Annotated in this window: 5 protein-coding genes; all 5 read right to left on the reverse strand. The window is 72.7% G+C overall.

All coding sequences use genetic code 11. The features are described from left to right. Nucleotides 1-96: 96 nt before the first annotated feature. Entirely contained in the window at nt 97-12168 is a 12072-nt protein-coding gene (locus CEK66_RS13530) for a filamentous haemagglutinin family protein (protein ID WP_152237251.1), read from the reverse strand. 24 nt (nt 12169-12192) lie between these two features. Next, nucleotides 12193-12540, reverse strand: coding sequence for a hypothetical protein (locus CEK66_RS13535; RefSeq protein ID WP_152237252.1), 348 nt, complete (start codon nt 12538-12540; stop codon nt 12193-12195). Beyond that, nucleotides 12537-13214 carry a hypothetical protein gene (locus CEK66_RS13540; RefSeq protein ID WP_152237253.1) on the reverse strand — a complete coding sequence of 226 codons (678 nt, stop codon included), beginning with the start codon at nt 13212-13214 and terminating at the stop codon, nt 12537-12539. Before CEK66_RS13540 ends, CEK66_RS13535 begins: the two co-directional genes overlap by 4 nt. A 1-nt stretch (nt 13215) precedes the next feature. Then, on the reverse strand, nt 13216-14928 hold the full coding sequence (locus CEK66_RS13545) for a putative porin (protein WP_152237254.1): 1713 nt from the start codon (nt 14926-14928) through the stop codon (nt 13216-13218). 30 nt (nt 14929-14958) lie between these two features. Further along, on the reverse strand, nt 14959-15460 hold a 502-nt coding region (locus CEK66_RS20800), incomplete at its 5' end, for a TonB family protein (RefSeq protein ID WP_152237255.1).

Genomic DNA, 15460 nt, shown 5'->3' on the forward strand with positions numbered 1-15460 from the left:
TGCTGTCCGGCAGCCGGCATCGTTTCCAAATCCGGTCGGCCTGGATCGGCCGCGCGTTGCCGCCCTGACTGGCGCGTCGGCAATGCCGCATCCGGATCAAGGATGCGGCTGGCAGCGCGGATCGTCGATGGCGCAATCGCCGAAGCCCAGCACCTGCACGGTGATCATCGCCGGCGCTTCGCCTGGCCCGGGAGCGCTGCGTGCGGCCAGATCGCCGACCGCATCGGAGACCGCCGCTGCGGCGTTGGACGCCGCGCTCAGCGCGCCGGTGTTGACGCTGCGCGCACTACCCACGCCGACCGCGTCGCCCTGGACCTGGATATTGTCCGCATTGGCAACGAACTGTGCGGCCACGATCAGATTGCCGCTGGCACGGATGCCCGCGTCGCCCGCATCGACGGTGCCGCGGGGGGCCACCAGCACGGCGTTGCCGCGCGGATCGTCGACCGACGCCTGCAGCGTGGCGATGCCGGCGCCGCTGACCTGGCCGCTGGCATCGAGCATGCAGTACTGGTCCTGGTCGCACAGGTAGCGCACTCGGGCACGCTCGGCACTGGTCTTGCTGCCCTTGCCCGCGTTGATGTCGCCGTTGGAACTCCACATCATCAGGTCGCCGCCGCGCTGGGTGAACACGCGGCTCTGCGCCAGCAGCACGCTGGCGTCGGTAAACACACCGATGTCGCCGCGTCCCACCGCCAGGATGCCCTGTTGCGCCGGACCGATCAGCACGGTGCCCTGGCTGTCCACCACCGTGGGCGGCGCCAGCACGCTGCCGACCTGCAGGCCGCCGCCGGGCCCGAGGATGCGGATGTCGCCACCGCGTTCGGTCTGCAGGGTCGAGCCGCGCATGTCCAGCGTGCCGGTCAGGCTGAGCGTGGCGGCGCCGTTGCTGCCGCCTTCCAGGTTGTTGCGGGTGTAGCCGAACCGCGCAGGAAACAACGCTTCGATCGCCGCATAGCCGCGCGCGTACTTCTGGTAGTCCGCGCTGGCCGGATCCGCATAGCCCTCGCCGACGCGCTTGAGCACGTCCAGGAACACGCGCTCCACCAGCAGACGGCGCTTGTCGACGGGCAGTCGCTCGAAGCGCTGCCAGGCGCTGGCGGACTCGCCCGTCTCTTGGGCCAGGACGCTGCGCGCGGCCGTTGGCGCCGCAGCGGGGAAGGCCGCGTCCTGCGCCTGCACGAAGGCGAGCAGCCATTGCTGGTAGGTGGCGGTGCTGTGCGCGCCTTGCGGATCCAGATACAGCGCGGCGAAGGCGTCGATGTCCTCGCCGTTGGCCACGCCGTAGCGCACCACCAGGTCTGCGCCGGCGCTCGGCAGCCCGGCATTGCGGCGGTTGCCGGTGGTGCGGATGCCGCCGGCATTGCGGTCGTGCAGCAGATTGGCGGCGAGCGCCTCGTTGGCGGAGGTCAGCGGCCCGAGATTGCGGCCGGCCTCGACTTCGAACGTGCCTGGTCCGGCCAGTTCCAGCCATCCCCAGTGCACCGCGCCGCCGGTGCCGGTATCGCGGGGTCCGCCCTGAATCGGGGTGTAGTACAGATCGCGGCCGGCCTGTACGCGGGTGACGTCCGAGGCGCTGGCGTTCTGCGCGCGCAGGTCGAGGTTGACGATGTCGCGTCCGGCGCGGATGTCGGCCGCGGTCGGGACCCGCAGGGTCAGCGGATCGACCAGGTAGCCGTCGGCGGCGTGGCCGCCGATCAGATCGCCATTGCGACTGTACAGGCGGACCGGTTGCGCATCGTCGCGGTGCAGGTCCAGTGGCGTGCCGCTGCCTGCGGCGGCGTCGTTGCCGTCGTAGCCGCCGGCCTCGTCCAGCATCGCCAACTGATACTTGCTCTTGCTGGCGCTGAGCGTGTCGTCGAACAGGCGGATGTCGCCTTGCGCCATCGCCTCGAGCTGGCCCTGCGCCGAAGGAGACAGCCGGGCGCTGGCTTCGAACTGCACAGCACCGCCATGCGCGATCGCCCGCAACTGCGCCGGCAGCACAGTGTCGAACACGCTGCCGCCCAGGATCAGGCTGTCTGCCTGGCGCTCGGTATCGCGTTCGCCGTTGCCGAACAGCAGCGCCGGCAACTTCAGCGTGCCCAGGCGCACGTCGCCGGTGAGCGACTGGATCTCCACCGACGAGGCGTTGCCGTAGTCGGTGACGGCGCGGCCGCCGTCGCGCAACAGCGCCGCGACGCCGCCGGAGGCGATCACGTAGCTGGGGTTGACGATGGCGCCGAGGTCGGCCTCGCCGCCGGCGCGGATGCTCCACTGCCCATCCTGCACCGCGAACACCGGGTCCACCGCGCTGCTCACGCTGCGCAACGTGCCGGCGGCGTCGTAGCCCTGTCCCTGCAGCGCGAACGCGCTGCCGAGGCTGCCGCCGGCGGTGAGCGTGCCGCGGCCGCGGGCGACGAAGTAGTCGCCGCCCAGCACGTCGCGTCCGGCGTCGACCCGCAGGTCGCCGCCGCCGTAGGTCTGCCGGCCCTGAGCGGTCAACCGGTAGCTGGTGGGCAGCGACACCGACAGCTCGCGGATGTCGCGCCCGGCCTGTACCGCGACGTCGCCGCCGCTGCTCATCACGCCCTGGGCGAAGCCGCCGTAGTTGATCAGCCCGGCGCGCGGCGTGCTGCCGTCGTTGCCGAGCGGGTTGCCGACCTGCAGCCACGGCCACCAGTACTGGCCAACGTAGTTGCCGGCCACGCCGGTGCGGCTGCCGTCGCGATCGAAGACCTGGCGATTGCCCAGGATGTCGCGGCCGGCCTGCAGCCGCAGGTCGCCGGCGGCTTCGGCGGTGGCCTGGGCGCTGACCACCTGGTCGGCGCTGCGGCTGCCGTCGTCACTGCGCACGATGCGCAGATCCGCGGCGTCCTCGCTGTCGGGCGCGGGCCGGCCGGCGCTGTAGAGGCTCGCCGGCGCGTCGGCATCGGCGAACCGCAGGTCGCGCGCGGCGGCGATCTGGATGCTGCCGATCCCGGTACGCACCACCGTGGGCAGCAGCACGTCCTTCTTGCCGCTTTCCTGATAGCGCTGGTGGCCGTCCAGCACCACGTCGGCGTCGCTGCCGCTGCGCAGCGCATCCGGCCGCACCGCGGCGAAATCGGCGCCGGCGACGATGCGATAGCGGCTGCTGTCGCCACCGATCAGGCTGCTGGTCGCCAGCGGCAACGGGTTGTCCGCCGCGGCCTGCAGCGACGGCGTATTGTGGGTTGCCGCCGGCAACAGCGGCCCCAGCACCGGCGCCGAAGGCAGGGCGAGCGTGGCCAACCCGAACACCCCGGCATTGGACAGTTCGGTGTTGTAGTCGAACAGCGCAAGCAGGTAGCGCTGGTAGCCGGCCAGATAGGTCGCATAGTCGGTCGGCGAGGTCGGCGCCTGCGGTGCCTGCGGTTGATCCGGGTAGTCCTGCACCGGATAGCCGTTTTCGGGCGCATAGCTGTAGATCACGCCTTCCAGCAGATTGGTCGGCAGTCCGCCCAGGGTCTGCGGCTGTTGCAGCATGCTCAGCAGTTGCAGGTACTGGCCGTAGTACTGCTGCGCCTCGTCCTGGTCGGCGCCCGGATCCGAGGCTGGCGCCGGCAGCAGGCCGTCGATGCTGACGAAGGCATTGTTGAAGGCGTTGTCCAGCAGCGCCTGGTAGGCGCTTTCGGCGCTGCTGTACGGCGCCTTCGGGCCGCCGCCGCCGAACGGATTGCGCAACTGGTAGAAGCCGTCGCTGAGGCTGGCCTGGAGGCTGACGGCGCCCTGCGCGCGCAGGCTCAGCACCGGCGCGTTGCCGTTGTAGCGGAAGTCGAGCCGATCGCGGTCGGCGCCGGAACCCAGGTTCCAGGCGCTCATCACCCGAATCTCGCCGCCGTTGATGTCCGGGTCGGGATTGCGCAGTTCGATGCCGGGGCGCGCGCGCAGGTTGGGCAGGTTGGCCAGGCGCGCCTCGAATGCGAAGCCCGGTTTCTGCACGAAGCCCATCAGCGTGCCGGGCGCGCCCGCCGCATCGTCGGCGTAGCCGTAGAAGCCGCGATGCGCGGCGTTGGCGGCGTCGGGCACGAAGACATAACGGCTGAGGTAATCGGCGACCTGCGCGGGCGTGGTCGGCGCAGCCACCGCATTGCCGGCCAGGTCGGTCCAACTGCCCGGCAGCAGCGCACCCTGCGCGTCGTACCAGCCGGCCGGATCGACGATGCCGTCGAAATGCTTGGCTGGGTCGCTGCTGGCGTCGGTGGTGCTCCACACGGCGTACGCTTCCAGGCCGACCTCGCGCGCGCCGCGGATGCGTGCGCCTTCGGCGACGCCGACATTGACCTCGCCCTCGGCGAGCAGCGGCGTGCGGATCTGCACGCTGCCGCCGGACAATCCACCGGCGCTGCCGCCGGAGACGTCCAGCAGCGCATCGGCGCCCAGCGCGATTCGGCCGGCACCGTCGGCCTGCACGTTCTGGTAACCGTAGTCGGCGTTGAGGGTGCCGTCGGAGCGGCCGCCGGTGCCCAATTCGATGCTGCCGCCGCGCCGGTCGGCCGCGCTGCCCATCGCCAGCAGGCGGCCATCGACGGCCACGCCGTGGCGGCCCCACAACGCGATGCTGCCGCCTGCCGCGCCCGAGGCGTCGATGCTGCCGGCGATGCGCACGTTGCCGTCGTCTGGATCGGTGCCGGGACGGTCGGCGCCACCGTCGGCGGTCAGCCGCACCGTCGCCGCGCGCAGCGTCGATCCCGCACTCAAGTCCAGGTTGCCGCTGCGCGCATGCACGTCGATGCTGTCGTCGAAGCCGCCGCCGGCCAGTTGCGCGGACAGGGGATCCAGGGCGATGGCGCTGGCGGCATCGAGTGCGAAGCGGCCACCGTGCCCCTGTTGCGCGTGTCCGTCGAGGGTGCCGGGCAGGGTCACGCGGCCTTGGGGGGCGGCCAGGGCCACGCCGCCGGCATCGGCGTTGCCGCTGGCGCTCACGATCAGGCGGGTGGAGGCGTCGGCGCGCACGTCGCCGACGTCGGCCTGCACGGCGATCGTGCCGCCTGGCGTCGAGCGGACGGTGCCGTAGAAGGTGTCTGCCATCCCGCTGGCGTCGAGGGTGGCGCCGTCGTGCAGGTTCAGCGTGCCCGTGGTGCTGCGCAACGCGATCGCGCCGGAGTTGGCGCGGATCAGTCCGTCGCTGTCGAGCGTCGCACCGATCAGGCTCACGCTGCCGCCCAGCGGCTGCGCGGCGCTGCCGGTGCCCGACGTCCGTTGAAGACGCAGTGCGCCGCCGGTACGCAGTGCCTGGTCGGCGCCGGCGTCGGCCAGCAGCAGCGGCGTGCGCAGGTCGACGTCGCGGCCGCCGAAGTCGAACTGGCCGCGGTCGCGCACGTACAATGTCTGCGTCGCATCGACCGCAACGCTGGCGAAGCCGCCGAGCTGCTTGTCGCCGCCGGCGAACGTCACCTCGCGGCCTTGCAGGTGCAGCCGTCCGCTCTCGGCCGCGGCGGTCTTCGCCGTGGCGCTGCCGCCCTGATTGGACAGGGTCAGCTGATCGGCGCCGAGGGTGACGTCGCCGCCGTCGCCGAGGAAGCGGCCGGCGCTGAGGGTCAGCGCGCTGCCGACGTGCAGGTCCAGGCCGCCGGCGAGTTCCATGTCGCCATAGCTGTGCAGGCCGATCTGGCGCGCCTGCGCGAACTGCGCCAGGCTGCCGGTGCCGAGCACCAGGCCATCGGCTGCGCCACTGGCGGCCTGTGGATCCAGGCGCACACGTCCGGCGCTGGCATCGATGCGCTCACCGCGCAGCAGCGCGCGGGCGTCGATCGCGGTGTCGCCGGTGGAATCGAGAGTCAGGGCGGCGGCGCCTTCGAGCAGCGCGCCGGCGCCGACCTGCAGGCGCGCGCGGGCCTGCTCCGCGTTCGGCACGTTGCTGCGCACGATCGATGCCGGGCCCACGCTGGACAGGCGCAGCAGCGCGCCGTCGCCGCTGGCGCCGCCCGTCTCGCCGAAGGACAGCGTGACGGCATCGCGGTCGCCGCTGCCGCCCTGGGCTTGCAGCATGCTGCCGGCGTCCACGCGCAGGCCGGCATCGGCATCGCCGGTGCCGCCGGCCACCAGCAGCAGTTCGGGCGCGCGCAGTGGCGTCGCGGCGTCGTTGCTGACCCGCAGCCGTTCCGAGGTCACCTGCACGCGCAGGCCGGCGTCGGTCTGCGTGCGGGTGCCGCCGAGCAGCAGGCTGCCGGCGTTCAATGCGTTCAGCGCGGCGGCATCGACCCCGACGTAGCCGGGCGCCGCGCTCTGGCCGCTGCCCAGGACCTGCAGCGCGCGCGCGGCGATGTCCACCTGCGCGGCGTTGCCGCCGCTGGCCGCGGCAGTGGCCAGGCTGGCACCCAGTCCGAGCGCGCTGCCGGCGGCCAGCACCAGTTGTCCGCCGTCGCGCGGCAGTTGCGGTGCGGCGGCACCGCGGCCTGCCGCCTGTGCCGCGAAGAACGACGTGGCGCTGGTCGTGGTGTATTCCGAATACAGGCCCCAGGTCGCCGCCGATTGCACTTCGAACAACTGGCTGCGGGCGTGGCGAGTGCCGCTCAGGGTGTCGACGAAGTAGCCGGCGACCACCGCGGTGCCGTCTGGTGCAGTCAAATTCTGTGCGGCGGTGGCATCGTCGCTGCCGCTGCGTGCGACCACGCGGTAGGCGCCAGGCAGGGTGGCGTACCTAGCCGGCAGCAGCGTGTAGTCGCCATCGGCCAGGCCGGGCACGCCGCTCAGATGTACGGCGCTGCCGAGCGCCGGGGCGCCACCGTTGCGTTCGAACGCGGCGTCGCTGGCCGCGACCGGGCTCTGTGCGCCGGGCACGATGGCGTAGACCGCACGTGCGTCCGGATACAGCGGGACCTGCACCGCACTGCCGCTGGCATAGCTGGTGTTGCTGGCCGCGAGCAGGTCGCGGCTGCCGCCGGTGCCCGGCACCCATTCGCTGGCCTGCAGGTCGCCGCCGCCGGACAGGTCCACGCTGGCGCCCGGCGCCAGGGTCACGCTGTCCGCGTCCACCCGGATCTGCTTCTGCGGCGGCGCGGTGAGCGCGGTGCTGCTGCCCTGCGCGCTGCCGTCGTAACGCCATTGGCTGCCGTCGACGGTGGCGCCGTAGGGCAGCACCTGGCCTTGCAGCGAGACCGAGGTAGCGCTGCCCGCGCCGAGCCGTACCTCGCGCGTGGCGGTGAGCGCACGGTCGCCGAACACCGCGCGTGCGGCGGCATCGTCGGGCGCGGCGACGCCCAGCAGCAGGCGACCGCCAGGCGCGCGCAGGCGGCCGTCCTGGTCGATCCGGGTCGCGTCCAGCGCGAGCGTGCCGCCGGCCGACAGCGGCAGCGCCGGCAGCGTGCCTTGCGCCTGCAGCGCGATGCGGGTGTCGGCGCGGCTGCCGTCGGCGCCGGGCGCGCCGAGCGCGCGCACCAGGAAGGTCTCGCCGCTGCCGGGATACACCTGCGCGGCGCTGATGGTCAGGTTGCCGGCGGTCAGCAGTTCCCCGGCGCGTGGGGTGGCCACGCCGTTGGCGTCGACCAGATACGCGTAGGCCGCAGGGGTGTGGAACCGCACTGCGCCGCTGCTCGACAGGCGCGCGTCAGCGACGCCGTCCAGGGCGAACTGGCCACCCAGGTCGATGTGTGCGGCGCTGACTTCGAGCGCGGTGGCGCCCGGCGCAGCCCGTTCGGTCAAGCGGGCGTTCGCGCTGCCCGGCGACTGCCAGCCGTTGAGGCCGACGTAGGCCGCGCGCAACGTGACCTGGCTACTCGCGGCAAGGACGCCGAAGCCGGTGGCAGCGTCTGGCAGCAGCGCATAACGCGGCGCGTTGAACACCATGGCCCGCGCGACCGCCAGATCGACGTCGCCGGCGAAACCGATCGGCACCTGCGGGCGCGGTGCCACGCCGGGCGCCTGGTCGCCGACCAGCAGGGTGTCGATGCCGCTGTCGCGCAGGCGCTCGGCCGCGAAATACAGCGGGCCGGGCGTGGCCGCAGCCGGCAGCGGCGTCCCCGGTTGTGCGATGGCGGGCATGCGGCTGTCGTTCTGCGTGAACACGATGCCGCTTGGGCCCGGCAGCAGTGGCGTGGCGCCCTCGCGCAATTGCAGCGCCTGCAATGCCAGGGTACCGCCGCGGTCTTGCGCCGTTCCGCCGCCGGCGCGGATGCGGCCGTCGAAGAACAGGCCGGTGCCGGCAGCAAGATCGAGGCGCCCGCCTGCGCTTCCCACCGTCTGCGCCTGCAACGTCTCGCCGCCGCCTAGCACGCTGTTGCCGGTGGGCAAGTCGAATAAGGCGCTGCCGCCGGACAGGTCCAGTTGCGCGCCGTTGGCGACCGCGATGGCGCCGCTGTCGTTGCTGAGCGTGATGTGGCCGCCATCGAGGACGCGCCCGCTGCGCGGCTGGCGCAGGCCGCTGGCGGTGGGTTTCAGGGCGGCTTGCGGGTCGAGCAGGGCGATGCCGGACACGTCCAGGTGGCTTTCAGCACCCAACCATACGACGCTGCCGGGGACGGCGTGGGCGCGGCCGCGGTCCACGGCCGGCGCTGCGGACAGGCCGGCATCGGCCGAGGTGTCGGCGGAGACGCTGATGTCGCCGCCCCTGGCCTGGATGCCGCCGAGGATCGCGACCTGGCCGCGACCGCCGACGCGCACGGTCGCGCCGGGGTCCAGCGACAACTGCGCGCCCTGGTCCAGACGGACTTGCCCGCTGGCGCCGCTGCGGCTGGGATCGCCGGCGACGCGGCCGAGGAAATCGCCGCCGCGCAGCGCGAAATCGGTGGCCGGTCGATAGAAGGCGTCCAGGGTGCCGAGCGTGGCGAAGCCGTTGCCGCCTGGCTGGGCCGCACCGCCGACCACATCGCGGCCGCTGGCGGCGCCGCGCAAGGCCTGCAGGTCGGGAAGCAGATTGCGTTGGCTCACCCGTACCTGGGTGCCGGCCGCGACGGTGGCGTCCTGCTCGGCGGCGAGGTCGTAGCCGCCGAAGCCCTGGCCGGCGAAGAACCCGGGATCGAGCTGCAGCACGCGCGCGTCGGCGGGCGCGGCACCGCCGATCTGGATGCCGAAGGCGCGCAGGCTGAGGGTGCCGCCGCCGGCGAAGCTGTCCGCGCGCAGGCTGGCCGGGTCGAACTGCAGCAACCCAGCGCCGTCGCCGGGCGCAAGATCGGCGGTGTAGGTCGGTGCGCCGGGATTTTCGCTCTGCGGACGCACGTAGGTCCGCAGCGCAATGTCGCCGCCATGGCCGAGCGGGCGGCCCTCGCGCATGGCCAAGGCGCCGTTGCGATCGACGTAACCGCCGCTGGAGGCGTCGAGCACCGCGCCCGAGGCCACCCTGATCGCGCCGCTCTGGTCGCTGTCGGTGCCGCTGAGCGGATCGGTGAGGCGCAGTTGCAGCGCGTCCAGGGCGATGCGTCCGCCATCGACGAAGGCGCTGCCCTGCGCGTCCTGGCCGAAGCGCCGGTCGTCGTTGACCCAGCGCCCGCTCACGTCCAGGCGCGCATTGGCACCCAGCAGCAGGTCGCCACGTCCCAGCAGGGCATTGCCGCCCTGGCGCGGGTCCTGCACGGTGGCGATGCCGCCGGCGCTCTGCAGGGCGATGCTGCCCGCGTGCGCGGTCAGCGTGCCGTCGATCTGCAGGCGCTGCGCCTGCAGCGACAGCGTGCCGCCATCGACGACCTGCAAGGCCGTACCTGGCGCCACCTCGATCACCGGCGCATTGCCGATCGCCACGCTCTGCACGCCGCTGCCGTCGAGCATGCGCGTGGACAGCTGCGACCAGAACAGCGGATTGTCGCGCGCTTGGGCCTGGCCGGTGGCGCCCGGCAGGTCCGCCGCCGGCGTGGGCAGATCCAGGCCCTGCGGCCACGCGACCGCACTGTCGACGATCTGCCAGCTGCGCCGATCGCGGCTGATGTCGCCGTTCACCGAGGCGCCGATGCCGCTGTTGTAGAGGCCGACGTCGCTGTCGATGCGCAGGGCGCCGCCGTGCGGCAACGTGCCGCTGGCGCGTTGGTAGCGGCCGGCCAGGGCCTGCGCGGAGAGATCGCCGGCCAACACGGCCACGCCCAGTTCCTGCCCGCTGCCGCTGGAATGGCGCCCGAGTTCGATGTTCAGCGCGCCTGCGTCGCCGCCCTGCAGGTAGTCGCTTTCGTAGTAGCGGCGGCTGCCGAGCAGGGGATTGGCGAAGGTCTCGCTGATGCCCCAGCGCGTGTGCGCCAGGCTCTGGCTGCCGGCGATGCCGAAATAGCGCATCGACGGATCGGCATCGGCCAGGTCGTACAGGCGTCCATCGGCGCCCAGCAGGCGCGGGGTTTCGACGATCCCGCCGAGCATGTGCACATAACCGCCGTCCAGCCTCACCTGCGCCCCCGGCGCGATCGCCAGGTCGCGCGCGCCGATGTTGATGGTGCCGCCGTTCAGCAGCATCTGATCGATATCGCGCGGCACCTGGTCGACATAGCCTTGCGCGTTCAACAGCGGACTGCCGACCCAGGCCTGGCCGTCGGCACGCACGCCGCTGGCGCGCCGGTCGAACCGCAGCGACTGGCGCAGCAACGCGCCATCGCGCTGCAGCGGCGCATCGGCCAGTTCGTTCTGGCCCACGCGCGGGATCTGCACCAGGTTGCGGTCCATCGGCATCTGCACGTCGGCGATGCCGGACACATCCAGTTGCGCGCCGCTGTCGAGCAGGATGCGGTTGTTGAGCAGGGCGCGGCCGCGCAGCAGCGTGGTTTCCCGGCCCAGGCCGAGCAGATCCACGCTGCCGCCGGGGGCGAAGGTCAGCGATTGACCGCGCAGGGCCATCTGCGCGCCGGCCAGGACCATCTTCGGCCCGAGGAAGGCCAGGTCCGACGCCGGGCTGGAGGTGGTGGTCTCGCCGTCGCGTTCGGGCAGGATCGCGGTGACGGCCCCCGGCGCCAGCTCCAGGGCGCCGCCCTTGTAGTTGACCAGGGCGCCGCCGCCGAACTGGTTGTCCTGGTCGATCGCCAGCAGCATCACGCTGCCCGGGCGGCTGATGCTGGTGGTGGCCTGGACCAGGCCGCGCTGCTGCACCTGATAGCCGACCAGGGTGGCGTTGCCGCGCGTGGCGGCGACGATGCCGCTGTTGTCGAGCCGGCCGACCCCGGAGCGGTCGCTGCCCACCGGCGAGACGAAGTCGCCGAAGCCCAGCGGCGCCACGCTGCCGCTGGCGCCGCCCAGCAGTTGCTGCAGTTCCTGCGACTGGCGCAGGCCCAGCACTGCCGCCAGCAGCGCCTGGCCGTCCTGCGCGGTCACGCTGCCGGCGTTGCTGACGTTCGGTGCGGCGATCAGCGTGTAGCCCTGGCTGCCGCTGGACAGGCGCGCGCCACTGTCGATGCGGATATCGCCGGGCGTGCGGCCCGCGGCCAGGCTGTCCAGACCGCTCAGCACCACGCCGCTCTGGCCGGCGCTGCCGAACAGGCCACGGGCCAGGAACGCCTGATCGCTGCGCGCCGGGTTGGCGTCGAACAGATCCAGCGAGGACACCAGCAGCGAGTGCGTGGCGACCTGGCTGGCGCCGCCGAACAGCACGCCGTTGCGATTGAGCAGATACACCTGGCCAGGGGCCTGGATGCTGCCCAGGATCCGGCTCGGCGCGGCACTGGGGTCGTTGACCCGGTTGAGCGCGATCCACTGCGCCGCGTCGGCGCCGCCGGCGGACTGGTCGAACTGCAGGTGGGTACGGCTGCCGACGTTGAAGGTTTCCCAGTTGAGGATGGCCTTTTTCTGCGTTTGCTGGATGGTGACCTGGGTGGCACCGTCGACGCTCTGCTGGGTCGGCGCGCGCGCGCCCAGCCAGATGTTGCGTTGGCCTAGGCGCGGGTCGTCGCTGCGCACCGGACCCGGATCGATCACCACCGCGTCCGGCACCTGCAGCCCGCCCTTGCCGAGGCCGTCGGGCACGCCGGTGTGCTGCGCGGCCTGGGCCGCGGCGCGCGCGCTCGCCTGCGCCGCATCCAGCGCCTGGCGTGTCTGCGCGGCGCGCTGGAAGGCCTGCAGCGAGGTCTGCGCCAGCTTGCTGGCGGCCGCCGACTGCAGTCCCTGACGCTGCGCCGCCGCCGCGGCCTGCGTGCCCGGATCCGCGCCGCGACGCACGAACGGGCTGCTCTGCGCCTCGGCGCGTCCGACCAGAACGGCCGAGATCGCCACGCTCAGCAACAGCGGGCGCAGAGGGCGGCGGGAATGGCGGTGGATGCGGGGCATGGCGGCGGTCTCGGTGGCGGCGCGTCAATGCGCCGGAGCGAACGGGGTGGAAAACGCGGGCGGCGGCGGCCGCTGCGGCTGCAGCGATCGGCCGTACGCGGTGCCGTAGCGCTGGCGCAGCGCGGCCGGGGTCGGCTGGCCGCGCTGCAGCGGATCCAGCGCGGTCGCCGCACGCGTCAGCGGCGAGGCCGCTGGGCGGGCGCGGGTCGCGGCCGCCTGCAGCGCCTGGTTCAGGCAATCCAGGTGACCGGCAACGTCCTCGCCGACGCGCACCTGCACGCACGGCGTGGCCGGCGGCGGCGCGGCAAGGCCCTGATGCGCCGGCAGTGCGGCCAGCGCCAGCGCCAGGCCGAGGGCGACGCGCTGGATCACGGCGCGGCGTCCTGCTGCGCCGCGACCGGCAGCGGCGGCGCGGGCGCTGCGCAGGCCTGGGCCTGTGCGTCCTGTTCGGCCAGGCGGTCTTCCAATTGGCGGACCCGGTTCTCGCGCGTCACCCTGGCCATCCCGAACAACTCGCGGCCATGGCTGCGCACGAAGCGCACGAAGGCCGGATCGCGGTACAGCGCGGCCAGTTCGCGGGCGCTGGCGTACAGCGCCGCGCTGGCCGCGGCGCAGTCGCGCGCATGCGCACGTTCCTGCCGCAATTGCGCCTGCTGCGCCGCCAGCGCCTGCTGGTCCTGCGCAGCGCGTTGCGCGGCCTGCTGCTGCGCCTGCTGCTGGCTGCGTTGCTGGCTGCGTTGCTGGCTCAGCGCCGCGTCGTGCTCCTGGCGTAGCTGTTGCAACTGGCGTTGCAGGGCCGCCTCGCGGCCCGGGTCGGCGCTGCGCGGCGGCGGCGTCGCGCGCAAGGCATCGCGCTCGCGCTCGGCGGCGGCGGTGGCCAGTTGCTGCTGCACCAGTGCGGCCTCGGCCTGGCGCAGCCGAGCGCTGGTGTCCCGCAACGCGTCGCGCAGGCGGGCCTCGTTGCCCTCCTGGGCCTGCGCCGGCGCGATCGCCAGCAGCACGGACAGGACCGCGAAGACCAGGCGGAAGTCGGACGGACCGCGCATGTCAGAACTCCGCGCCCAGATCGAGCTGCAGCACGTCCACCGCGTAGGGCGGACCGGAGATCTGGTTGGCGCTCAGCCAGCGCAGCCCCAGCCAGGTCTTGCGCGCCAGGGCATAGGTGCCGCCGACGATGAAGCCGCGCGCATTGGTGCCGCCGAGGTGGAAATCCGAATCGGTGAACCCGTCGGGCACCGCATCCGACTCCAGGTAGCGGTAGCCGAGACTGACGTTCCACTCGCCAGGCTGGATCGGCTTGGGCTGGCCCACGGTGAGGTTGAGCGCGTAGCCCATGTCGCCGCCTTCGAACACGCCCTGGTTGCCGAGGTTGTTGACCGGACCGAGCGCGAGGATGCGCGCGGGATCGTAGCGGGTGTTCTTGACCACGTCCGCCTCCACCGAGACGATGACCGGATCGAATTGCGCGAACTGCAGTTGCGCGTGCAGGTCGGCCACGCCGAACTTGCTGGCGTAGCCGTAGTACTGCAGTTGCGGTCCGTTGGGATTGGACGGGTCGGCGACGATGTCGCGCAGGGCGAACAGGGTGTTGCCGAACTGCTGGAACTGCGGCCGCGAGCCGTCGCTGTCGCAGCTGTCGGCCGAGGTCGGCGCCAGGCACGGCGACGAGCGCTTGCCTTCGAATTGGTCGTACTCGAAATAGCCCAGCCCCACGCGCAACGCGGTGGCATCGGCGAAGCGCCAGTTCGCGCCGACCTGCACCCCGTACATCCACTTGTCGCGGCTGCGGGTCTTGCTGGTGCTGGTGGAACCGAAGTCGAAGTCGGTGTTGTAGACCGGGAACAGGCCGGCGCTGGCCCAGGGCGCGAACGTCGCGTCCGGATCGGAGGCGGCCAGGTCGTAGCGGGCGGCCACGCCGTCGAAGTTGAGGTCGCTGTCGAATACCAGTTCGCTGCTCCAGAACGGATTGGCGAAACGGCCGAAGGACAGCGACAGCGCCTCCAGCGGGGTCAGTTGCAGCGCAGCGCGGTCCAGCCACAGCGAGTACTTGGAAAGATTGCCGCCGCTGCCGAGCGTCTGGTTGGTGGACACCGGGCTGCGGTCGCTGCCGGTGGCCAGGCGCAGATCGGCCTGGACCCAGTCGGCGATCTGTGCGCTGACACCCAGGCGCGCGCGCAGGCGCATGCGGCTGCGGTTGCGGGTGGTGTTGACGAACGGCGCGTTGTTGGCGCCGACCACGTCGAATCCGGAGCCGGCGTTGATGTCGCCGAAGTCTGGGAAGAAGGCGTAGTTGCCGTCGGGGTGGAACACGCCTTCGCCGCGCACCCGCAGATCGCCGTACAGGCGCAGGCGCTGGGTCCATTCCGGCAGCGCCCCGGGCGCCGCCCAGCCTTCGGACTTGGCCTGCGCCGTGACCTCGGCGCGCAGTTCGTCCTTGATCTGCTGGCGCACCGGCTCGGGAACGTACGGCACCACCACCGCGCCGGGTGCGGTGGCGTAGGCCGGCGTGCCGGCGGGCGAGACAGGCGCGGCCGCCGGCAGCGCGGCGGCCTCTCGGATCAGGTCGTCGGCCTGCGCGCGGGTGAGCACGCCCTTGGCCACCAGCAGGTCGATCAGGCGCAGGGTGACCTGCGGATTGAGCTGCGCAGGATCGACCGAGGCCGCTGCCGATTGCGCCAGCGCCGCGGCGGGCGCGAGCAGCAGCGCCAGCGCCGCCATGCGCAGTCGGGAAGGACGGAGGGAAGGGAGCGGAAGCGTCATGCGCGAAGTCCTGGATGTGAAACGCGGAAGTCAGCCCGGAGCGAGGGCTCCGATGCGCAACTGGATGGGTTGGGGCAGGGCGGGCGGCGGCGGTTGCGGCAACGGCTGGTTCTGCAGCGCCCGCACGATCGCCGCATCCAGTTCCGGCCGACCGGCCGAGCGCAGCACTTGCAACCGGCCGATGCTGCCGTCAGGGTTCAGCCACAACGCGACGGTGGCGGTGTACCGGCCCTTGCGCGTGCGTTCGTCGCGCTGCAGCACCTGCTGCACGGCGCGCTGCACGCTGGCGGCGTAGCTGGCGAACGGGCTGCCGCCGCCGCCCTGGCCGCCGATACGGGTGCCGCCTCCGGCACCGGCCTGCAATCCGAAGGCGTTGTCGCCCGGGCCGGCGGGTGCGGTGAGCGGGTCGCCTGGCGGTGTGGGCGCAGCCTCGGGCTTGGGCGTCGGCTCGGCGGCCTGCAGCGGCTTGGGCGGCAGGCGCTCCTGCGGCTTGGGCGGCTCGGGCTCCGGCTTGGGCGGTGGCGGAGGGGGC

Source organism: Xanthomonas sp. LMG 12460, from assembly GCF_009192895.1.
GTDB lineage: Bacteria > Pseudomonadota > Gammaproteobacteria > Xanthomonadales > Xanthomonadaceae > Xanthomonas_A > Xanthomonas_A sontii.

Coding starts and splice junctions, on each gene's coding strand:
- CEK66_RS13545 (WP_152237254.1), bottom strand. CDS start 14,928: ATGACGCTTCCGCTCCCTTCCCTCCGTCCTTCCCGACTGCGCATGGCG.
- CEK66_RS13530 (WP_152237251.1), bottom strand. CDS start 12,168: ATGCCCCGCATCCACCGCCATTCCCGCCGCCCTCTGCGCCCGCTGTTG.
- CEK66_RS13540 (WP_152237253.1), bottom strand. CDS start 13,214: ATGCGCGGTCCGTCCGACTTCCGCCTGGTCTTCGCGGTCCTGTCCGTG.